We start from the raw sequence: 21,282 nt of genomic DNA, 5'->3' as shown, positions 1-21,282 counted from the left end.
GCCGACCGGGGCGGATCTGTTGATGCGGGAGGGGCGTGGGATTCTGATGGGGATGACCAGGACCCTCGTCGTGACCAACGACTTTCCGCCCCGTCCGGGTGGCATCCAGGCGTTCGTGCACGGGCTGGCCGTCCGGCGGCCGCCCGGCTCGGTCGTCGTGTACGCGCCCGCGTGGCGGGATGCGGCGGAGTTCGACGCGGCGCAGCCGTTTCCCGTCGTCCGGCACCCGACGTCGCTGATGCTGCCGGACTGGGACGTCGAGCGGCGCGCAGTGGACCTGCTGCGTGCGGAGGGCTGCGATTCGGTGCTGTTCGGCGCGTCCGCGCCGCTGGGCCTGCTCGCTCCGGCGCTGCGCCGCGCCGGGGCTGAGCGGATCGTCGGGATCACGCACGGGCACGAGGCGGGCTGGGCGTCGCTGCCGGGGACGCGCGGCCTGCTCCGGCGCATCGGGGACGGCGTGGACGTGCTCACCTACCTGGGCGAGTACACGCGGTCGCGGATGGCGCGGGCGCTGTCCCCGGCGGCCGTGGCGCGGATGGCGCGGCTCGCGCCGGGCGTGGACGAGTCGGTGTTCCACTCCGGCAGCGGCGGGGACGAGGTGCGCGCGCGGCTCGGGCTGACGGACCGTCCGGTCGTGGTGTGCGTGTCGCGGCTGGTGCCGCGCAAGGGCCAGGACGCGCTGATCCACGCGTGGCCGCATGTGCTCCGGGCCTTCCCGGACGCGGTGCTGCTGCTGGTCGGCGGCGGTCCCTACAGGACGGAGCTGACCCGCTTCGCGGACGAGTTGGGCGTGTCCGGTTCAGTGGTTTTCACTGGGAGCGTCCCGTGGGAGGAGCTGCCCGCACACTACGACGCCGGTGACGTGTTCGCGATGCCCTGCCGGACGCGCCGTCGCGGCCTGGACGTCGAGGGGCTCGGGATCGTGTACCTGGAGGCGTCCGCGACCGGGCTTCCCGTCGTGGCGGGTGATTCCGGGGGAGCGCCCAACGCCGTCCTGGACGGGGAGACCGGCGTGGTCGTCCCGGGCCGTTCGGTGCGGGCCATCGCCGAGGCGCTCATGGACCTGCTCGGCGACCCGTCACGCGCGCGCACGATGGGCGACAAGGGACGGGCCTGGATCGAGCGTGAGTGGCGCTGGGAGGTGCAGGCCGCCCGCCTGGACGGCCTGCTCACCGCGCGATCCTGAGCGCCGGTGGCACCGCTGTGTGAGGGTGTGCGGTCAGCGGATGCCGCTCGTGCGCGTGCGATGCGCGGGTGGGGATCAGCGCGCGGAGCTGGTCAGCGCGAGGGCTGCGTAGCGGAGCGGGGAGACACCGGTCTTGGTCGTCTTGTAGGACGCGCCGCCGTTGTCGGTGTAGCGGATCCGCCAGGAGTGACCCGAGTCCAGATGGTGCAGGTTGTAGTGCGTGATGCCCTGCCCGGACAGGTAGTAGACCTTGTGCTTCGCGGTGGCGCCGAGCGCCGACCTGTAGGGGACGCGCGCGTCGGTGGCCGCGGAGATGAGCGTCCAGTCCGTCCCGCCGCGCCCCTGGAGGGACTGCTTGGCGAGCCAGCCCTGGAGCGCGCTGCCGGGCTTCAGGTCGCGGCACTGCCGGTACTTCGTGGAGCACTTGCCGGCGATGCCCCGGAACGGGGCGCTCAGCGTCACCACGTCCTTGACCAGCAGGTAGGGCGGCCAGGATCCGGACGTGTGCGGCTTGGCCTTCACCCCCGCGATCGCGGCCGCGGCGATGAGCCCGCCCATCGAGTGCGCGACGACCCGGACGGGGACGCCGTGCCGGGAGTAGCGCTGGTAGGCGTCCCAGGCGAACCGCCGGCCGAGCTCCAGGACGGAGGTGTTCAGCGTGCCGTTCGTGTGCCGGGTGCAGTGCGTGTCGTGGGCGTACTGGCCCCACGTGATCAGCGGGCCGCTGAACCCGGCGGAGCGGAGCTGGGCGTTGGCCTGCTTCCAAGTCGAGGCGCAGTCGGTGCCGCCGCGCAGTTCGAGCCCGTGGAGGAGATAGACGGGATCGGACGTGGCGCTGCCGGTCAGCTGCCGTGGGGCCCCGGTATGGGCCGGGTGGACGGCGGCCGGGGGCCCGGCCGCCTGTGCGGGCGCGGCCTGGACCGCGCCGAGGGCGAGGGCGACGGCGGGCAGCGCCGCCGTGCGCACGAATCTTCGCAAGGTCGATGACCCTTTCGAGGGGGGCCGCCGATCCGCCGGCGGCCATGACGACGCCCGATCCTACGGACTGACGCCCGATTTGACCCTTGAAATGTGATCTTTTACTGGGACATCATCGCGTTCTGGATCGGGACGCCGGGAGGCGCGATGGGCGGACGGGGCATCGGATGTCTCGCTGGGGTGCTGGTGCTCGCGCTCGGCGCGGGCGGGTTCGAGGCGTGGAGTCTGACGCGCCGGGACGGGGGCGGGCCCGAGAAGACCGCCGCCTCCTACTTCGCGGCCTGGACGAACGGCGACCTGTCGCGCATGCGCGGCCTGGTCACCGATCCGCCCGCCGACTTCGCCGATAGGCACCGGGATCTGACCAGCGGCCTGTCGGTGGTGTCGGTCGCGCTGGCGCCGGACCCGGTCGTCCGGACGGGCGCGGACGGCGCGCGCGCCGACTTCACGGTCACGCGGAACCTCGCCGGACATGGCGACTGGACGTTCCGTTCGACGCTCGTCCTGCAGAAACACGGCCGCCGGTGGCGCGTCCACTGGACGCCCAACACGCTTTACCCGGGGCTGAAGAACGAGCGCGCGACCTGGATGCTCCATGCCGTCCAGCAGCCTCCCGTCGCGTTCGTCGCCGCCAACGGCTCCTCGCTGCCCGGCGGTTCGCTCGATCCCTACGTCAGCGCCCTGGACGATGCCTACGGAGACACCGGAGACGACGAGTCGGACGGCGAGACCACGGCCTGGGCCATCGATCTGAAGCAGGGGAGCAGCCCGACGCAGCGCCTGAAGGTCCTCGGCGGGCATCCGACCAAGAAGATCCGCACAACGGTCGACCCGCGGGTCCAGAACGCCGCCGAGCGGGCGGTCGCGGCGTCCCCGTCCGGGAAGGCCGCGGCGATCGTGGCGATCCGCCCGTCCACGGGGGAGATCCTGGCGGTCGCGGACCGGCTCGGCGGGCGCGGCGCGTTCGTCTCCAGCTACCCGCCCGGCTCCACGTTCAAAGTCGTCACGGCCGCGGCGCTGCTCGCCAAGGGCGGCCTGTCGCCGTCGTCCGCCGCCGACTGCCCGGCCGTCGTCGTCACCGCGCAGCGGACGATCCGGAACCACGAGGGCTCGGCGGTCGGCGGCGCGAGCCTCTCCGACGCGTTCGCGCAGTCGTGCAACACCACGTTCGCCAAGCTCGCCGTGGACCGCCTCGGGCCCGGCGGCCTGGCGGACGCCGCGACGTCCTACGGCTTCGGCGCGCCCGTCTCCACCGGCGCGGGCGGCTCCTACAAGGACTTCCCGGACGTGAAGCCGGGCGCCGACCTGGCCGAGTCCGCCATCGGCCAGGGACGCGTCCAGGCCACCCCGCTGCTCATGGCGACCGTCGCCGCCGCCGTCGAGGACGGGACCTGGCGCCCGCCTCGGCTGCTGCCCGCGTCGCTGCTGAAGCCGGGGGAGGACGCCCGTCCGGCGTCGGCGCACGACGTCCCGTCAGCGGGCGCCCTCCGCACGATGATGCGGCGGGTCGTCACGGACGGCACGGCGGCGTCCGCGGGGCTGCCGTCCGGGACGTCCGGCAAGACCGGAACCGCCGAGTACAACGACTCCGGCGCGTCCCATGCCTGGTTCATCGGGTTCAAGGGTGATTTGGCCTTCTCCGTCTTCGTCCTGGAAGGGGACTCGGGGCCCAAGGTCGCGGCGCCGATGGCCGCCGTGTTCCTGCGCTCGCTCTAGCGTCCGGCATGGTTATCCACAGGCGGGCCCGCGGGGGGACGTCGCGGCCCGCGGCTTCGTAGGCTGGCGTCATGAACATCGTGATCGCGGGAGGACACGGCCAGATCGCACTGCGGCTGGCCCGGCTGCTCAGCGCACGGGGGGATGCGGTGCTCAGCCTGATCCGCAACCCCGAGCAGGTGGGCGACGTGCGCGACACCGGCGCCGGGCCGGTCATCGCCGACCTGGAGCAGCTGGAGCCGGACGATCTGGTCGACCAGCTCACCGGCGCGAACGCCGTGGTGTTCGCGGCCGGAGCGGGCCCGAACAGCGGCGCGGCGCGCAAGGACACCGTCGACCGCGGCGGCTCGGTGCTGCTGGCCGAGGCGTCCGAGCGGGCGGGCGTCCGGCACTTCGTCCAGATCTCCACGATGGGCGCGGGCCGACCACCCGCGCCCGGCGGCGACGACGTCTGGGCCGCCTACATCAACGCCAAGAACGCCGCCGAGGACGACCTGCGCCGCCGCGACCTCGACTGGGTGATCCTGCGTCCCGGCGGCCTCACCGACGACCCCGGCACCGGCCGGGTCACCCTCGCCGAGCCCGAGGTCGGCCACGGCACGGTCACCCGCGACGACGTGGCCACGGTCATCGCCGCCCTCCTCGCCGAGCCGAAGGTCGTCCGCACCACGCTCGAACTCGTCAACGGGGACGTCCCCATAGCCGACGCGGTCGCCAAACTCACCTGACCCCGCGGCGCACCTCAGCCTGGCCGAGCCGAGCCGTGCCGCCTCAGCCTCGCACCTCGGGCGCCCGATTGAGATCCGCGCTCGAGATCCGCGCTCGAGATCCGCGCTTCAGACGCCCGCGTCGGGCACGTGCCTCGGGCGCGCGCTTCAGATGCCCGGCGGGGTGTGCGGGGCAGGTGTGCGCATCGGGCGGGGGTCAGGTGTAGAGGGCGTCGATGTCGGTGGCGAACTCGGCCGTGACGATGTGGCGGCGCACCTTGAGGCTCGGCGTGAGGTGGCCGTCCGCCTCGGTGAGCGGGCGGTCCAGCACGCGGTACTTCTTGATGGCCTCGGCGTGCGAGACGGTCTTGTTGGCGTCGGCGATCGCGGCGGAAAGGGCCGCCCGCACCTCCGGGTCGTCCCGGAGGGCGGCGAGGTCGAGGGCGTCGCCGGTGCGGGGGACGGGCCGTCCGCGCGTGCCGAGCCAGGCCGGGAGGGCCTCCTCGTCGAGGGTGAGCAGGGCGCCGACGAACTTGCGGCCGTCGCCCACGACCACGGCCTGGTCGATGAGCGGGTGGGCGCGCAGGAGGTCCTCCAGCGGGCCGGGCGCGACGTTCTTGCCGCCCGCCGTGACGAGGATGTCCTTCTTGCGCCCGGTGATCCTCAGGTAGCCGTCGTCGTCGAGCTCGCCCAGGTCGCCGGTGCGGAACCAGGAGCCGTCCATGGCCTGCCGGGTGGCCTCGGGGTTGTTCCAGTAGCCGTGGAAGACGCTGACGCCGCGTGCCAGGATCTCGCCGTCCTCGGCGATCCGGATGCCGGTGCCGGCGAACGCGCGTCCGACGGTGCCGATGCGGTTGCCGCCGGGCGTGAAGCGGTTGCCGACGATCGGGGCGGTGGTCTCGGTGAGTCCGTAGCCCTCGATGATCGACACGCCGACGCCGCGGAAGAAGTGGCCGAGCCGGGCGTTCAGCGCCGCGCCGCCGGACATCGCGTACCGGAGCCGTCCGCCGACCGCCGCGCGCAGCTTGCGGTAGACGAGCGCGTCGAACACGCGGTGCCGGGCCCGGAGGGCGAGCGGCACGCGGCCGGCGTCGAGGGCGTGGCTGTAGGCGACGGCGGTGTCGGCGGCGGCGGCGAAGATCCTGCCCTTGCCGTCCGCCTCGGCCCGCTGCGCCGCGCCGTTGTAGACCTTCTCGAACACCCGGGGGACGGCCAGCAGGAAGGTGGGCTGGAACGTTCCAAGGTCGTCCTGCAGGGTGCCGGGGGTGCCGTGCGCCAGCACCAGCCCGCACTCCACGCAGGCCACCTGCACCAGCCGCGCGAACACGTGCGCGAGCGGCAGGAACAGCAGTGTGGACGCGCCGTCCCCGGTGATCTCCGGCACCCCGGCGAGCACCACGTTCCGCGCCGTGGCCAGGAAGTTCGCGTGCGTCAGCTCGCAGCCGCGCGGCCGTCCGGTCGTTCCGGACGTGTAGACGATCGTCGCCAGGTCCGCCGCGCGGCGCGTCCGCCGCCGCGCGGTGAGCTCCTCGTCGGAGACCGCGGCGCCCCAGGCGGCGAGCCGGTCCAGGTCGTCCGGCTCGAGGCCGCTGACGTGGGCGAGGTCCGGCAGGTCGCCCCGGACCGCCGCCACCGCCGACCGGTTCCCGGCGGTCTCGACGAAGATGCCGCGCGCGCCGGAGTCGCCGAGGATCCAGGCGACCTGCTCGGCCGACGAGGTCTCGTACACCGGGACGCTCACGCCGCCCGCCGCCCAGATCGCGTAGTCCAGGACCGTCCACTCGTACCGGGTCCGCGCCATGATCGCGATCCGGTCGCCGGGCTCCATCCCGACCGCGATGAGCCCCTTGGCCAGCCGCGCGACCTCGGCGGCGAACTCGCCGGCCGTCACCGCGCTCCAGGTCTCCCCGCCCCCGCCCGCCGCCGGGACGCGGCGGCGGGCGACGATGCGGCCGGGGTCGCCGGCCGCGCGGTCGAAGGGGGCGTCGGTCAGGTTCGCGGTCTCCGGGAACCGTTCCCGGACGGGGACGTCGGTCTCGCGCATCAGGTCCTCACGGCCGGTCGGAGCGGATCGTCAGAGTCGCTCGGGAGCAGGTGGATCGGGAGCAGGTGGATCGGGAGCAGGTGGATCAGGAGCGGGTGGGTCGGGAGCGGGTGATCAGGTGTAGAGGGCGTCGATCTCGCGGGCGAAGTCCTTGATCACCACGTGCCGGCGCACCTTGAGGCTCGGGGTCATGTGCCCGGCCTCCTCGGTGAAGTCGACTCCGAGGATCTCGTACTTCTTGATCGCCTCGGCGTGCGACACGGACTTGTTGGCCTCGGCCACCGCGCGGTCGATCTCGGCGATGACGTCCTCGTCGCGGCGCAGCTCCTCCACGGTCATCGCGGTGGGCTTGCCGTGCTGGGCCTTCCACGGGACGAGCGCCTCCTCGTCCAGGGTGATCAGGGCGCTGATGAACTTGCGGCCGTCGCCGACCACGAGCGCCTGGCTGATCAGCGGACAGGCGCGCAGCCGGTCCTCGAGCGGGGCCGGGGCGACGTTCTTGCCCGCCGCGGTGACCAGGATCTCCTTCTTCCGCCCGGTGATCTTCAGGTAGCCGTCCTCGTCGAGCTCGCCCAGGTCGCCGGTGCGGTACCAGCCGTCCTCGAAGGCGTCCCGGGAGGCGGCCTCGTTGTTCCAGTAGCCGCGCAGGATGTTGACGCCCTTGGCGAGCACCTCGCCGTCCTCGGCGATGCGCACCGAGACGCCCGGGATCGGCTGCCCGACGGTGCCGATCTTCAGCGCGGTCGGCCGGTTCACGGTGATCGGCGCGGTGGTCTCGGTCAGGCCGTAGCCCTCGAGGATGGTGATCCCGACGCCGCGGAAGAAGTGCCCGAGCCGCTCGCCGAGCGCCGCTCCGCCGGAGACCGCGTACTGGACGCGTCCGCCGACGGCCGCGCGCAGCTTCCCGTAGACCAGGACGTCGAAGACCTTGTGCTTCAGCTTGAGCTTCAGGTCCGGCCCGCCCGCGGAGAGCGCCGTGCTGTAGGCGATCGCGGTCTCGGCGGCGGCGGCGAAGATCTTGCCCTTGCCGCCGGCGATCGCCTTCTGCTCGGCGCCGCCGTAGACCTTCTCGAACACGCGCGGGACGGCCAACAGGAACGTCGGCTTGAAGGTGTCCAGGTCGGGCAGCAGGCGCTTGATGTCGCTGTGCCCGAGGACGATCCCGCCCTCGATCGTGGCGACCTGGATGAGCCGCGCGAACACGTGCGCGAGCGGAAGGAACAGCAGCGTGGACGACCCCGCCACGGTGATCTCGGCGAGCGCGCCCTGGATGGCGTTGCGCGCGGTCAGCACGAGGTTCCCGTGGGTCAGCTCGCAGCCCTTGGGGCGGCCCGTCGTTCCGGAGGTGTACACCAGCGTCGCCACGTCGCCCGAGGACGCGATGCGCCGCCGCTTGTCGATCTCGGCGTCCTCGACGCCGGCGCCGGAGGCGGTCAGCTCGGTGACCCCGCCCTCGTCGATGCCCCAGACGTGCGCGAGGCCCGGGAGCGCGTCCCGGACCCCGGCGATCGACGCCAGGTGCTCGCCGGTCTCGGCGAACACGGCCTTGGCGCCGGAGTCACCGATGATCCACTTCACCTGCTCGGGGGAGGAGGTCTCGTAGATCGGGACGCTCACGCCGCCCGCCGCCCAGACGGCGTAGTCGATCAGCGTCCACTCGTAGCGGGTGCGGGACATCAGCGCGACCCGGTCGCCCGGCTCGATCCCGGCGGCGACCAGACCCTTGGCGAGGGCGGTGACCTCGGCGGCGAACTCGCCCGCGGTCACGGCGGTCCACGCCTCGCCGACGCGGCGGCGGATGATGATCGTCCCGGGCTGCTCGGCGGCCCGGGTGAACGGCGCGTCGGTCAGGTTGGTGGAGTCGGGGACCTCCACCAAGGCGGGGACGCTGAACTCGCGCACGGCCACTCCTTGGTTGATCACGGCTAAGGCGGGGACGACGGTACAACCTCTTGCTACCCGATGGTAGCTACGGGTCCGCGCAGGTCGGTAGCGGGCGTCCCGCCGGGCCTCGCGCGCTGGGAGGACGCCGTGCGGGCCGAATCCGCGGGCCGGTCCGATCGTGATCACGCGGGATCCCGTGCGGTTCGGCGAAAACGGGGCATAGGGGTCGGTGTGACGCGGGCTCCGGGAGGCCGTCCCCCGGCTCGTCCGGGGGTGTCCGGCGTGATCGTCGCCACACGGTCACAGCCAGGCAACGTCCAGGATGGACAGCGGACCCCGGGTTCCGGCTGCCCTACCCTTGACCAGGACATATTCGGCTCATGCGAGGAGATGCGCGGTGGCCCTGCTGGAAGTGATCGCGCTGACCGCGCAGGACGCGCGCGCCGCCGAGGCGGGCGGCGCCGACCGGCTCGAGGTGGTCGCGGACATGGCCGCCGACGGCCTCACCCCCGATCCGGAGGTCGTCGCGGAGATGCGGCGGGCCACGTCGCTGCCGATGCGGGTCATGCTGCGCGCCAACGCCGGGTTCCGCACCACCGCCCCCGAGCTGGACCGGCTGCGCCGGGCCGCCGAGGACCTCGCCGAGGCGGGCGCGGACGGCTTCGTCCTCGGCTTCCTCGACCCGTTCGGCGTCGTGGACGCCGGGTCGGTCGGCAAGCTCGTCAGCACGCTCCCGGACGAACTGCCCTGGACGTTCCACCGGGCCCTCGACCACGCCGCCGACCCGGGCGCCGGGTGGGCGGCCGTCCGGATGCTGGGCTGCGACGCCGTCCTGACCGCCGGATCCGCGCGCGGCGTCGAGTCCGGGCTGGACGTGCTGGTCCGCCGCGCCGCCGAGGGGCCCGCGTCCGCGCGGCTGCTGATGGCGGGCGGGGGACTGCGCCGCAAGCACGTGGCCGCCCTCGCCGCCGCCGGGGTCGGCGCGTTCCACGTGGGCACGGCCGTCCGGCCGGACCGCTCCTGGGACGCCCCGATCGACGCGTCCCTCGTCGCCGAGTGGCGTTCCCTGGTCACCGCCGCCTCCGCCTGACGCGCGGCCCCCGGGGTCGCGCACACGCGTCCGCCTCAGGGGCCGGCCGGTCGACAGGACAGGGCTCGTCGTGCCCGTTCGCCGCGCGGGCTATTAGGCTCGATTCATGCGGATCCATGTGGTGAGCGACGTCCATGGCCGCGCGGAGGCGCTCAGGAATGCGGGGGACGGCGCGGACGCGCTGGTCTGCCTGGGCGACCTGATCCTCTTCATCGACTACTCCGACCACGGCCGGGGCATCTTCGCCGACCTGTTCGGGGCGGAGAACGCCGACCGCTTCATCGCCCTGCGCACGGCCAAGCGGTTCGACGAGGCGCGCGAGTTCTCCCGGCGGATGTGGTCCTCGCTGGACGGGGACGCCCGGCCGCACATCGAGAAGGCCGTCCGGCGGCAGTACGCGGAGCTGTTCGAGGCGATGCCGACGCCCGCCTACCTCACCTACGGGAACGTGGACCTGCCGCGGATGTGGGGCGACTTCGTCCGGCCGGGGCACACCGTCCTGGACGGTGAGGTCGCCGAGATCGGCGGCCTGCGGTTCGGGTTCGTCGGCGGCGGGCTGCGGACGGTCTACCGCACCCCGAACGAGATCGACGACGCGGAGTTCGCGGCGAAGGTCGCGGCGGTCGGCGAGGTGGACGTGCTGTGCTGCCACATCCCGCCCGCCGTCCCGGAGCTGCTGTACGACACGGTCGCGCGGCGGTTCGAGCGGGGCAGCGAGGCGGTGCTCGAGGCGATCCGCGTGACGTCCCCGCGCTACGTGCTCTTCGGCCATGTGCACCAGCCGCTCGCCCAGCGGATGCGGATCGGCCGGACCGAATGCATCAATGTGGGTCATTTCCGGGCGAGCGGGAAACCCTACGTACTGACGATCTGACCGGAAGCCGCGAGGAAGCGAAGGGGACCCATGGCGGACCGCACGAGCTCGTCCATCACGATCAAGGCCGCGAAGGCCGACGTCATGGCGGTGATCGCCGACCTCTCCGGCTACCCGGAGTGGGCGAGCGGCGTCCGCTTCGAGGTCACCGAGACCGGCGACGACGGCCGCGCGCGCAGCGCCCGGATGTCCCTGGAGGGCGGGCCGATCAGCGACACCGTCGGCCTCGTCTACACCTGGGAGGGCGACGACGCCGTCACGTGGGAGCTGGTCGAGCCGGGTGCCATGGTGAGCGGCCTGCACGGCGCCTACACCCTGGACGAGGTGGGCTCCGGCGAGACCGAGGTCACCTACGAGCTGGCCGTCGACGTCCGGATCCCGATGATCGGCATGATCAAGCGCAAGGGCGAGAAGCGGATCATCGACTCCGCGCTCAAGGGCCTGAAGCGACACGTCGAGCGCTGAGCGGTGTGCCGCGCCCGGCGCGAGCCGCTACCGTTTCCCGCCATCCAGGGATGGACAATGTTCTCATGACCGACCAGCAGCCAGGCGACCTCATCGACGAGGCGGCCAAGCTCCTCGACGCCGTCCGGCGCCGCGTGGGCGACGCCGCCCGCGCCGCCGCGTCCGGGTCCCGGCCCGCCCTGGACGACGATGACGAGGACGTCTGGGCCCGCGTCACGAAGGACGCACCGGGCCCGGAGCGGGCCCGTGGTCGGGGCGAGCCCCGGGTTGCGGGAGAATCGGACGGCGAGGACGTGTGGGCGCAGGTTCTCGCGGAGGAGCCGCACGTCGCGACCGGAGCCCCGGAATGCCGGAACTGTCCGGTATGCCGGGCGATCGCGCTGGCGCGCGAGTCCGGTCCGGACGTCCGGCGGCATGTGGAGCAGGCCGGGCGGTCGCTGCTGGCGGCGCTGTCCGACGTGGTGGCCGCCTACGGGCGCACCCGGTCCGGGCGGTCCGGCGGGGACACCACGGACATCGGTTGACAACTCAACGAATTGGCGGAGGAAGAAGCTCATGGCCCTGACCATCGGCGTGGACGTGGGCGGGACGAAGGTCGCCGCCGGTGTCGTCGACGACCGGGGGAACATCCTGGAGAAGGTGCGCCGGCCCACGCCGTCCACCAACCCCAAGGAGACCGCCGACACCATCGCCGAGGTCGTCGACCTGCTGAAGGGCAAGTTCGAGGACGTGACGGCCGTCGGCCTCGGCTGCGCCGGGTTCGTCGACGAGACCCGCTCGGTCGTGATGTTCGCGCCCAACCTGGCCTGGCGGGACGAGCCGATCAAGGCGATCGTCGAGGACCTGGTCGGCCTGCCGGTCGTGGTGGAGAACGACGCGAACGCCACGGCCTGGGGCGAGTCCCGCTACGGCGCGGGCCGCGGGCACGACTACATGGTGCTGGTCGCGCTCGGCACCGGCATCGGCGGCGGCCTGGTCATCGACGGCGAGCTGTACCGCGGACGGTTCGGGGTCGGCGCGGAGTACGGGCACGTCCGGGTCGTCCCGGACGGGCGGCGCTGCGGCTGCGGCAACCGGGGCTGCTGGGAGCAGTACGCCAGCGGGAACGCCCTGGTCTACGAGGCCCGCGAGCTGGCCCGAGTGTCCCCGGCCCTCGCCGGACGGCTGCTGGAGCTCGGCGGAGGCAAGCCCGAGGGCATCAACGGCCCGCAGGTCACCGAGGCCGCCCGCGAGGGTGACGCCGCCGCGCTGGAGTGCTTCCGGACCATCGCGCAGTGGACCGGCCAGGGCCTGGCCGACCTCACGGCCGTCCTCGACCCCGGCTGCTTCGTGATCGGCGGCGGCCTCTCCGACGCCGGAGACCTGCTGCTGGAGCCCGTCCGGCAGGCGTTCACCAACGCCCTCACCGGCCGCGGCCACCGTCCGCTCCCCGAGATCAGGATCGCCGAACTCGGCTCGGCCGCCGGCATCGTCGGCGCCGCCGACCTGGCCCGCCTCTGATCGTCCCCCTCATCGACGTCCGCATTCGCGCCCGGGCCGGGCAGGTGCTCCGAGCCCGGGCCGACGCGGGGAGGGAGCGGTGGCCGTGACCGTGCGCGTGGTCAGCTACAACATCAGATCGCTGCGGGACGACCCGGACGCGGTGGCGCGGGTCGTCCGCGCGCTGCGTCCGGACGTCCTGTGCCTGCAGGAGGTGCCGCGCTTCGGGAACTGGTGGTGGCAGCGCCGCCGCCTCGCGCGCGCGTGCGGGATGCGCATCGCGGCGGGCCGCCGCGCCTGCGGGCTCGCCGTGTTCACCGCTCCGCACGTCGAACGGGTGGCCCGCGAGTTCCACCTGCTGTCCCGCGTCCCGGGCCTGCACCGTCGCGCCCTGGCCGTCGCCGTCCTGCGCGTGGACGGCAGGCCGCTGATCGCCGCAAGCACCCACCTGGACCTGGCCGACGAGCCCCGCCTGCGCCACGTCGGCGAGATCCTGGCCCGGCTGGAACGCACGAAGGCCCGGTTCGGGGCGCCGGTCGTCCTCACCGGCGACATCAACGAGGAGCCCGGCGGCCCCGCCTGGGGACGCCTCGCCCACCGCTTCCAGGACGCCCACGCCGTGGCGCCCGACGGCGACGCCCTCACCTTCTCCGCCGCCGCCCCGTCCCGCCGCATCGACGGCGTCTTCGCGGACGAGGGCGTCGAGGTGCTCGGCTGCGGCGTCCCCACGGAGCCGGGCCTCCAAGCCGACTACCCGGTGGCGACCGACCACCGGCCCGTCCTGGCGCGGCTGAGCCTCTGACGGGGCCGGTGGGGAGGGCTCAGACGACGGCGCCGTCGTCGTCCGGCGGACGGGGCTCGTCGCCCATGCGGAGGACGAGGGTGACGAAGCCGCCGATGAAGGCCGCGACGGCGAGGAAGGCGGCCCAGCCGGGGACGTCCCAGTTGAGGACGACCGTGATCAGCAGGTAGAGCGGGCCGCCGACCAGGGCGATCCAGGCGCCCTTGGTGAGCGGGTCGGCCGTCGGGAGCGGCGGCGGGGGCGGCGGGACGTAGTGGCCGTCGTCGTCGGGGGGCGGGAGCTCGTCCTCGCCGTCCTCGAGGTCGGCGCCCCTGATCACGCGCGCGCGGGGGAGGCGGCCGGTGCGGTCGTCGCCCTCGTCGGGGGACTCCTCGTCCTCGTGGATGTTCTCCTGGTCGGGCCAGGGGACGCGGTCGCCCTCGGGCACGGCGTCGAAGTTGGCGACCAGGTCGGCGAAGATCGCGGCCTCGTCGCGTTCGGCCGTCCCGGCGGACGGGTCGGCGGAGGAACCGGAGTCGGGCCCCTCGGAGCGCTCAGGGCGCTCAGGACGCGCGGCGTCGGAGGGGGACTCGCCGTCGGTGTCCGGCTTGCCCGGGACGTCCTCAGGGACGGAAGGGCCGGCGCTGGGGGAGGGGTCCTCGGCGGCCGCGCCGTCCGAACCGCGGGACGCGGCGTCGCGCAGGCGCGTGAGGTGGACCCGGAGGATGCCCTCGGCGGTGTGCTTGAGATCGACGTCCACGTAGAGGCGGTCGAGCTCCTCGTCGGCGGACGGCTGGTCGGGCGGCGCGGCGTAGGCGGCGACGCCCGCCTCGCGCAGGGCGTCGAGCATCGCGTCCGCGAGGTGGGGGGCGAGGTCCACCAGCGGGGCGTAGGTGTCGGCGGTCAGGCCATTGCCACGGCGACTCACGGGGTCGGCTCCTTCGACTCCTGCGTGACCGATGGCACCGGCATGACGGCCTCCGCTCCCCCATTACTCTGTGTACGGCGTGTGCACTCGCGCGTGCACGAGGCACGGCGGTCGGCGGCTCACCCGGACACCCCGAAACGTGTGTCCCACGGTATTCGCTGCGCCGCCCGGAACAAGCCCTCGGGCACACCCGATTGTGGTACTGCTGTACTTCCACAGCAGAGCCTACGGTCCCCGAGCACCCCCGCGCGCGCGAAGCGGTGGCCGGAGAGGTCCCGCGGAGTGGGCAGCACCCCGCTCAGATGGGAAGATGTCCCATCATCTCCGTTAGGAAGGTGTCGTCATGCTGTGGTTCTGGATCATGTTGCGGATCGTGTTGTCGCCGATCCTCTACCTGGTTTGGCGGCCGAAGAACTCCGGCATGAGGAACGTCCCGCTCCGGGGCCCCGCGCTGCTGGTCAGCAACCACCTGTCGTTCGCCGACCACTTCTTCGGGCCGCTGCCGCTGATGCGCCCGATCCTGTTCATCGGCAAGCGCGAGTATTTCACCGGCAAGGGCGTCAAGGGCCTGATCAGCAAGGGCTTCTTCACCGGCGTCGGCGTCGTCCCGGTGGACCGCACCGGCGGCAGCGCCGCCGAGGCCGCGCTCCAGACCGGCCTGCGGATCCTGGGCGAGGGCAAGCTGCTCGGCATCTACCCCGAGGGCACCCGCGCCCCCGACAACCGCCTCTACCGCGGCAAGACGGGCGTGGCGCGGCTGGCGCTGGCGTCCCGCGTGCCCGTCATCCCGATGGCCATGATCGACACCTTCGAGATGATGCCGCCCGGCCAGGCCCTGCCGAACCTGCGGCCCCGTCCGGGCGTCCGGTTCGGGAAGCCGCTCGACTTCTCCGAGTACTACGGCCAGGAGGACGACCGGGAGGTGCTCCGCAAGGTCACCGACCAGATCATGATGGCCGTCCGCGAGCTGTCCGGCCAGGAGTACGTCGACCGGTACGCCGCCGACGTGAAGGCCGAGCTCTCCGGCAAGACGCCGCGTCCTTCGTCGGACGACGACGAGTAACGCGTGGGCGTCGGGTCGGCGCTCTGGCGCTCGGTCGCGGTCTACCGGTTCCTGGCCCTGCTCTACGCGGGTGTGCTGATCGCCTGGAACCATGACAAATACGAACGTCCGTACGCGGCGTGGATCGTTCTGGCCGGCATGGTCCTCTGGACCGGCTACGTCACCGTCGCCTATGGCGGCGGACGGAAGCAGCGCTGGTCGCTGCTCATCGCCGACCTGCTCGTCGCGGTCGCGGCCGTCCTGTCCACGGTGTGGGTCGAGACGACGTTCGGCATCGCCCAGGGCCGTCCGACGATCCCGGCCGCATGGGTGGTGGCCGCGCTGCTCGCCTGGGCGGTGTCCGGAGGGCGTCGGCTGGGTCTGCTCGCCGCCGGAGTGATCGGCTCGGCCGACCTCTTCGTCCACACGCTGAACGCCTCGACGCCCGGGCCGGCGACGTTCGGGAACATCGTCCTGCTCGTCCTGACCGGGCTGGTGGTCGGGCACGTCGTCCGGATGTCGGTGGACGCCGAGGCGCGCCTCGCCCGCGCCGTCGAGATGGAGGCGTCCACCCGGGAGCGTGAGCGGCTGGCCCGCGACATCCACGACTCCGTCCTGCAGGTGCTGGCGATGGTGCAGCGCCGGGGCGCCGAGGCGGGCGGCGAGGCCGCCGAGCTGGGCCGGCTGGCGGGCGAGCAGGAGGCCGCCCTCCGGGCCCTGATCACCGAAGCGCCCCTTCCGCGCCCCCGCTCGTCGGTGGACGCCGGTTCGGGGCCGGGGGATCGCTCGGTGGCGGACGTCCTGAAGCGTGGAGCGGCCTCCTCCGGCGCTTTCGGCGCGTCCCGCGCGTCCGGCGGGCAGTCCGACCTGCGGGCGCGCCTGACCGCCCTCTCCTCGGCCCGCGTGAGCGTCGCCACCCCGGCGACCCCCGTCCTGCTGTCCGAACACGTCGCGGACGAGCTGACGGCGGCGGTCGAGGCGGCCCTGTCGAACGTCCGGCAGCACGTGGGCGAGACCGCCCGGGCCTGGGTGCTCCTCGAGGACGACGGGGCCGACGAGGTGATCGTCAGCATCCGGGACGACGGCCCCGGCATCCCGCCCGGCCGCCTCGAACACGCCGAGGCCGACGGACGCCTCGGCGTCGCCCAGTCGATCCGCGGGCGCGTCCGCGACCTCGGCGGCACCGTCGCCATCCACTCCACGCCGGGCGAGGGCACCGAACTCGAACTCACCGTCCGACGCACGCCTGCCTGATAATCGGTTGCCGTTTCCGTCGTTCTGGGCAGATTGGGACACATGAAGATCAGAGAGGCGACCGCGGAGGACTGGGCCGGCATCTGGCCGTTCTTCCACGAGATCGTGACCGCGGGCGACACGTTCACCTACCCGGTGGACCTGGACGAGGCGCGGGGCAGGGACTGGTGGCTGCTGCCCGCCCCCGACCGGACGGTCGTCGCCGTGGACGACTCCGGCGCGGTGCTGGGGACGGCCAAGATGAACCGCAACCACATGGGGAACGCCGCGCACATCGCCAGCGCCAGCTACATGGTCGATCCCGCCCATTCCGGACGTGGCGTGGGGCGGGCGCTGTGCGAGTACACGCTGGAGTGGGCGCGCGGCGCGGGATACCGGGCGATGCAGTTCAACGCCGTCGTCGAGACCAACGTCCACGCGGTGGAGCTGTACCGCTCGATGGGCTTCCAGGTGATCGGGACCCTCCCCGAGGGCTTCCGGCACCCCGCGAAGGGCTACGTCGGCCTCCACATCATGCACCGCGCCCTGTGAGCCCGGCTGCCGGGCGCTGAGCGCCCGGCAGCGGGCCTTGTGGACCCGACGTCGGGCCTTGTGAGTCCGGTGTCGGGCCCTGGAGCGTCCGGCGTCGGGAGTTGAGCGTCCGGTGTCGGGCCCTGAGCATCCGGCGCCGTGCCTTGTGGGGCCTGTGTCTGGTCCTGAAAGGCCGAGGTCGGGCGGCCTGAGGCTAGGTGGGATCGGCGTCGCCCACGCTGACCAGTCCTGATTCGTAGGCGCGGATGACGAGCTGGACGCGGTCGCGGGCGCCGAGCTTGGCCAGCAGGCTGGCGACGTGCGCCTTGGCGGTCCCTGGACTGATGTGCAGGCGTCCGCCCAGCTCGGCGTTCGACAGGCCGCGTCCGACGAGGGCCAGCACCTCGCGCTCGCGCGCGGTGACCCCGGGGAGCGGGGCGCGTGCGGGCTCCTGCGCGCGGACGCCCCCGGGCACGGCGAAGCCGCCGGGCGCGGCGAAGTCGGCGATGAGGCGGCGCGTGACGGCGGGCGCGAGCAGCGCGTCCCCACGCGCGACCACCCGGACGGCGGCGAGGATGTCGTCCAGCGCCATGTCCTTCACCAGGAAGCCGCTGGCCCCGGCGCGCAGGGCCGCGTACACGTTGGCGTCCTCGTCGTAGGTGGTGAGAACGACGACGCGGGCCGTCGGGACGTCCGCGCTGATCATCTCGGTGGCCTCGACGCCGCCCATGCCCGGCATGCGCAGGTCCATCACGACCACGTCCGGGCGCACCTCGCGGACGAGCCGGACGGCCTGCCCGCCGCTGCCCGCCTCACCGACCACCTCGATGTCCGGCGTGGCGTCCACGACCATCCGCAGCCCGGCCCGGACCAGCTCCTGGTCGTCGACGAGCACCACCCGCACCGTCACCGCGCCTCCCCGGCAACGGGCAGGCCCGCCTCGCCCGAAAGTTGCGGGGATGCCTGGCCTGGGAGGTGCGGTGACGCGTCGTCAAGGAGGGGCAGGGACGCGCTGACCCGGAACCCGCCCTCGGGGCGCGTTCCGGCGCTGAACCGCCCGCCCAGCAGCGCGACGCGTTCGCGCATCCCGGAGATTCCGTGGCCCTCGTTCCCGCTGATGCCGTCTGCGCCTGTTCCTGCGCCTGTTCCTGCGCCTGCGCCTGCATCTGCGCTTGCGCCTGTGCCGTCTCCGCGTCCGTCATCGGTGATCTCGATGGTCAGCGCGTCGGGGCGGCGTTCGATCGCCACGTGGCAGGTGTCGGTGCTCGCGTGCCGGACGACGTTGGTCACCGACTCCTGGACGATCCGGAAGGCGGCGTGGTCGACGGTCGGAGGCAGCGGGTCTCGGCCGACGTGACTGCTCAGGTCCACCTCCACGCGCACGCCCGCCGCACGCGCACTCGTGGTCAGCCGGTCGAGACCGTCAAGCCCGGCGAGCGCGTCCGTGCGCGGGAGGGCCTCGTCTTCGGCGTCGACCCGGCGCAGGATGTCGAGCATGACGCGCAGGTCGCGCAGCGTCTGCCGACTGGTGTCCTCGATGGTGCGCAGGGCGCCTTCCGCCTGCTCGGGCGACGCGCGCAGCACCCGATGCCCCGCCCCGGCCTGGATGGCGATGACGCCGATGCTGTGCGCCACCATGTCGTGCAGTTCGCGGGCGATGCGCAACCGCTCCTCGGTGACGGCTTGCGCGGCCTCGTGCACGCGCAAAGCCTCGCCGTACTCGCGTCGCTGCTTAGCGGACGTCCCGGCCAGCCATGCCGTCACGATGCTCAACGCGAGCAGCACCGTCAATCCGACCAAGGCCGGAGCCAGTGCGAGCCTCCAGCCTCCGGTGCGAAGCAGACCCACGAACCACGCGGACTCCTCGACCAGCAGGGTCACGGCCATCGCGACGCGACCGTCGCGACGTCCGCGCGTGGCGGTCAGGTGCGTGAGGACCAGGCCCGCCGCCAGCAGCAGCGGCCAGAGCTGCTCGGTCCGCAGCCCGGCCGCCGAGCCCGCCACGATCTCGGTCAGCAGCGCCACCAGGACCGGCCACGGACGTACCCGTCCCAGCACCAGCGGCAGCGCGGCGACGGCGGCCACCAGGGCGACGAGCATGATCGGCTCGCCGCGCTGGGTGTGCGGCCCGCGTCCGCCCATGTAGGCCGCGGCCAGAGTCAACGCCAGCGCCGCTGGGCCGAACGCGGCGAGGAACAGATTTCGGGGGTGCACGGAACGGAGCGTAATCGCCGGCCCGGGGATTTGACGTCCGCCGCAGGTCGTATGCCTGGAGGCATAGGCCCAGAGGCAAATGGGCGAGCTCGGAAATCTGCCTGGCGGCCGATGCCGCGGGTTCGGCCGTCCAGCAACGTGGACGGGGTGATCGAAGTGAACGGACTGACCAAGCGCTACGGGGACGTCGTCGCCGTGAACGACCTGAGTTTCACGGTGCCGGCGGGGCTCGTCACCGGGTTCCTCGGGCCGAACGGCGCGGGCAAGAGCACAACGATGCGCATGATCCTCGGGCTGAACCGTCCCACCGCCGGGTCCGCCCTGGTCGACGGCCGCCCCTTCACCGGCTGGCGCGCCGGCCTGCACCACGTCGGCGCGCTGCTGGACGCGGGCGACGTCCACCCCGGACGGAGCGCTCGGGCGCACCTGTCCGCGCTGGCCCAGACCAACGGGCTGCCACGTCGGCGCGTCCATGAGGTGCTGGAGGAGGTCGGGATCGCGGACGTCGCGCGCCGTCGCGTCGGCGGGTTCTCACTGGGCATGCGGCAGCGGCTCGGGATCGCGGCCGCGCTGCTCGGCGACCCGCCCGTGCTGCTGTTCGACGAGCCGGTGAACGGCCTCGACCCCGAGGGCGTCCGATGGGTCCGCGGCCTGTTCCGGAGTCTGGCCGCCGAGGGCCGCACGGTGCTGGTGTCGAGCCACCTGATGAGCGAGATGGAGCACACGGCCGACCGCCTGGTCGTCGTCGGCCGCGGCGAGCTCATCGCCGAGGAGACCGTCGCCGAGTTCGCCGCGCGCGGCGGCCGTGCCCGCGTCACCGTCCGCACCCCGCACGCGGCCCGCTTCGTCCCCCTCCTGACCGCCGCCGGCGCCACCGTCACCGCCGACGCCCCGATACCGGACGCCTGGATGTCGGACGCTCTTGTCGGCGCCTTGCCGAACGCGGCGCGAACCCTGACCGTCACGGGCCTGCCCGCCCCGCAGGTGGGCGAGCTGGCCTTCCACAACCACATCGTCCTGCACGAACTCGCCGCGCACCACGCGTCCCTGGAAGAGGCGTTCATGAAACTGACCGCTGAGCACGCCGAATACCGAGCGGACGCCCGTCCCGAACCCCAATCCATCGAGCCACCCGACCATCGCCACACGGCCCTCCGAACCGACCACCGTCATACCGACGGTCGAGCCGAGCGCCACCGGACGGACGTGCGAGCCGAACATCGTCCATCGGACGGTCGGGCCGGGGCTTGGACGGAGGTCGAGCGATGACCACGTCTGTCACTCGGTCCGCGTCGCCGGTGCAGGTGCGATTCTCCGCCGCCGATCCACGAATCCGGTTTCGGGACCTTCTGGTCGCCGAGTGGATCAAGTTGTGGTCGTTGCGTTCGACTCGGTGGGTGCTCGGCGTGGGCGTCGTCCTGCTCGTTCTGGCGACGGTGCAGAAGAGCACGAACGCCTACGATGTCTGGCCGGCCTTCACGCCGCGCGAGAGGGAGCACTTTGACCCGATGACGACGGCGTTCAGCCAGATCAGCGGGGCCCTGCTCGTGGTCGGGTCGGGCGTGGTGGGCGCGCTGGCGCTGGTCGGCGAGTACGCGAGCGGCCTGATCCGCACCACGTTCAGCGCCGTTCCGGCACGGCACCGGGTCATTCTGGCGAAGGTCACGGTCGTGACCGCCGTCATGCTGGCGGTGGGGGCCGTCGTCTCGCTGAGCACGTTCGCGGTCAGCCAGGCGATCCTGTCCGGACGGGGGATCGCGCTGTCGGTGGACGCCCCGGGCGTGCCACGCGTCCTGGTCGCGAACGCGCTGCTGGCCACGCTCTCGGCGTTGGTGGGGATGGGCATCGGCGCGCTGCTGCGGCACACGGCGGGCACGGTCGTGGCGGTGATCGTGCTGATGGTGATCCTTCCGATGTCCTTCAAACCGACCGTTCACCAGTGGGCGAACGACCTCTACAAATGCTTCCCCATGTACGACTGGGCGCAGGCCCTCGCCCTGCGTCACCCGCGCTCGGACCCCGCGCTCCCCACGGCCACCGACGCGTGGGCGGCGTTCGCGGGGTGGGCGCTGGCGTCCGTGGCGGTGGCCGTCGCGGTCGTCCGGAGGCGGGACGTATGAGGCCTCTTAG

General features: G+C 73.0%; 20 protein-coding genes. 14 read left to right on the top strand and 6 right to left on the bottom strand.

Translation table 11 applies throughout. From position 1 onward, the window contains the following. Positions 1–52 precede the first annotated feature (52 nt). Positions 53–1,186 carry a glycosyltransferase family 4 protein gene (locus AB0L06_RS14020; RefSeq protein ID WP_500231362.1) on the top strand — a complete coding sequence of 378 codons (1,134 nt, stop codon included), beginning with the start codon at positions 53–55 and terminating at the stop codon, positions 1,184–1,186. Between the two features lie 75 nt (positions 1,187–1,261). On the opposite strand, the gene AB0L06_RS14015 is transcribed toward AB0L06_RS14020, so the two are convergent. Continuing rightward, positions 1,262–2,164 carry an alpha/beta hydrolase gene (locus tag AB0L06_RS14015; protein WP_500231361.1) on the bottom strand — a complete coding sequence of 301 codons (903 nt, stop codon included), beginning with the start codon at positions 2,162–2,164 and terminating at the stop codon, positions 1,262–1,264. Positions 2,165–2,257: 93 nt separating this feature from the next. Here AB0L06_RS14015 and AB0L06_RS14010 point away from each other — a divergent pair, with 93 nt between their 5' ends. Together AB0L06_RS14010 and AB0L06_RS14005 are read left to right on the top strand one after the other, a co-directional pair. Beyond that, the gene (locus tag AB0L06_RS14010; RefSeq protein WP_500231360.1) at positions 2,258–3,880 is read left to right on the top strand and encodes a penicillin-binding transpeptidase domain-containing protein; all 1,623 of its coding nucleotides are present in this window, start codon (positions 2,258–2,260) and stop codon (positions 3,878–3,880) included. Between the two features lie 71 nt (positions 3,881–3,951). Next, positions 3,952–4,608: an SDR family oxidoreductase gene (locus AB0L06_RS14005; RefSeq protein WP_500231359.1), complete on the top strand. Its 657-nt coding sequence runs from the start codon at positions 3,952–3,954 to the stop codon at positions 4,606–4,608. A 196-nt stretch (positions 4,609–4,804) separates the two neighbouring features. Here the strand turns inward: AB0L06_RS14005 and AB0L06_RS14000 are convergent, their stop codons facing one another. Continuing rightward, a complete protein-coding gene (locus AB0L06_RS14000) occupies positions 4,805–6,631 on the bottom strand; it encodes an AMP-dependent synthetase/ligase (RefSeq protein ID WP_500231358.1) in 1,827 nt (608 codons plus the stop codon). A gap of 114 nt (positions 6,632–6,745) precedes the next feature. Further along, positions 6,746–8,533 (bottom strand): AMP-dependent synthetase/ligase, encoded by a 1,788-nt coding sequence (locus tag AB0L06_RS13995; protein WP_500231357.1) that lies wholly within the window; start codon positions 8,531–8,533, stop codon positions 6,746–6,748. 379 nt (positions 8,534–8,912) lie between these two features. Between AB0L06_RS13995 and AB0L06_RS13990 the strand changes: the two genes are divergently transcribed. From AB0L06_RS13990 to AB0L06_RS13965, 6 genes are all read left to right on the top strand, one after another. Continuing rightward, a complete protein-coding gene (locus tag AB0L06_RS13990; RefSeq protein ID WP_500231356.1) occupies positions 8,913–9,605 on the top strand; it encodes a copper homeostasis protein CutC in 693 nt (230 codons plus the stop codon). Between the two features lie 106 nt (positions 9,606–9,711). Further along, complete coding sequence (locus tag AB0L06_RS13985) at positions 9,712–10,479, top strand: metallophosphoesterase family protein (RefSeq protein WP_500231355.1); 768 nt, start codon at positions 9,712–9,714, stop codon at positions 10,477–10,479. 30 nt (positions 10,480–10,509) lie between these two features. After that, the gene (locus AB0L06_RS13980) at positions 10,510–10,944 is read left to right on the top strand and encodes an SRPBCC family protein (RefSeq protein WP_500231354.1); all 435 of its coding nucleotides are present in this window, start codon (positions 10,510–10,512) and stop codon (positions 10,942–10,944) included. A 65-nt stretch (positions 10,945–11,009) separates the two neighbouring features. Next, positions 11,010–11,468 carry a hypothetical protein gene (locus AB0L06_RS13975; RefSeq protein WP_500231353.1) on the top strand — a complete coding sequence of 153 codons (459 nt, stop codon included), beginning with the start codon at positions 11,010–11,012 and terminating at the stop codon, positions 11,466–11,468. 31 nt (positions 11,469–11,499) lie between these two features. Further along, the gene (locus AB0L06_RS13970; RefSeq protein WP_500231352.1) at positions 11,500–12,444 is read left to right on the top strand and encodes an ROK family glucokinase; all 945 of its coding nucleotides are present in this window, start codon (positions 11,500–11,502) and stop codon (positions 12,442–12,444) included. Between the two features lie 85 nt (positions 12,445–12,529). Next, positions 12,530–13,225: an endonuclease/exonuclease/phosphatase family protein gene (locus AB0L06_RS13965; RefSeq protein WP_500231351.1), complete on the top strand. Its 696-nt coding sequence runs from the start codon at positions 12,530–12,532 to the stop codon at positions 13,223–13,225. A 19-nt stretch (positions 13,226–13,244) separates the two neighbouring features. Here AB0L06_RS13965 and AB0L06_RS13960 read toward each other — a convergent pair whose 3' ends face one another. Further along, a complete protein-coding gene (locus tag AB0L06_RS13960) occupies positions 13,245–14,132 on the bottom strand; it encodes a hypothetical protein (protein WP_500231350.1) in 888 nt (295 codons plus the stop codon). A gap of 343 nt (positions 14,133–14,475) precedes the next feature. Between AB0L06_RS13960 and AB0L06_RS13955 the strand changes: the two genes are divergently transcribed. Genes AB0L06_RS13955 through AB0L06_RS13945 form a run of 3 tightly spaced genes read left to right on the top strand, consistent with a single transcriptional unit; the run spans position 14,476 to position 16,959 of the window. After that, entirely contained in the window at positions 14,476–15,195 is a 720-nt protein-coding gene (locus tag AB0L06_RS13955) for a lysophospholipid acyltransferase family protein (protein WP_500231349.1), read from the top strand. 3 nt (positions 15,196–15,198) lie between these two features. Further along, positions 15,199–16,428: a MacS family sensor histidine kinase gene (gene macS / locus AB0L06_RS13950; protein ID WP_500231348.1), complete on the top strand. Its 1,230-nt coding sequence runs from the start codon at positions 15,199–15,201 to the stop codon at positions 16,426–16,428. Positions 16,429–16,470: 42 nt separating this feature from the next. Next, positions 16,471–16,959: a GNAT family N-acetyltransferase gene (locus tag AB0L06_RS13945; RefSeq protein ID WP_500231347.1), complete on the top strand. Its 489-nt coding sequence runs from the start codon at positions 16,471–16,473 to the stop codon at positions 16,957–16,959. Between the two features lie 193 nt (positions 16,960–17,152). Here the strand turns inward: AB0L06_RS13945 and AB0L06_RS13940 are convergent, their stop codons facing one another. Both AB0L06_RS13940 and AB0L06_RS13935 read right to left on the bottom strand, forming a co-directional pair. Continuing rightward, on the bottom strand, positions 17,153–17,848 hold the full coding sequence (locus AB0L06_RS13940) for a response regulator (RefSeq protein WP_500231346.1): 696 nt from the start codon (positions 17,846–17,848) through the stop codon (positions 17,153–17,155). Next, entirely contained in the window at positions 17,845–19,152 is a 1,308-nt protein-coding gene (locus AB0L06_RS13935; RefSeq protein ID WP_500231345.1) for a sensor histidine kinase, read from the bottom strand. Before AB0L06_RS13935 ends, AB0L06_RS13940 begins: the two co-directional genes overlap by 4 nt. Before the next feature lie 147 nt (positions 19,153–19,299). Here AB0L06_RS13935 and AB0L06_RS13930 point away from each other — a divergent pair, with 147 nt between their 5' ends. Next, the gene (locus tag AB0L06_RS13930; RefSeq protein ID WP_500231344.1) at positions 19,300–20,421 is read left to right on the top strand and encodes an ABC transporter ATP-binding protein; all 1,122 of its coding nucleotides are present in this window, start codon (positions 19,300–19,302) and stop codon (positions 20,419–20,421) included. Positions 20,422–20,531: 110 nt separating this feature from the next. Then, entirely contained in the window at positions 20,532–21,272 is a 741-nt protein-coding gene (locus AB0L06_RS13925) for a hypothetical protein (RefSeq protein ID WP_500231343.1), read from the top strand. Positions 21,273–21,282: the final 10 nt, after the last annotated feature.

Origin of the sequence: Spirillospora sp. NPDC052269, from assembly GCF_040679435.1 — a bacterium.
Lineage (GTDB): Bacteria > Actinomycetota > Actinomycetes > Streptosporangiales > Streptosporangiaceae > Spirillospora.
The sequence above is the reverse complement of the archived record's forward strand: the minus strand, read 5'-3'. Positions and strand labels throughout refer to the sequence as shown.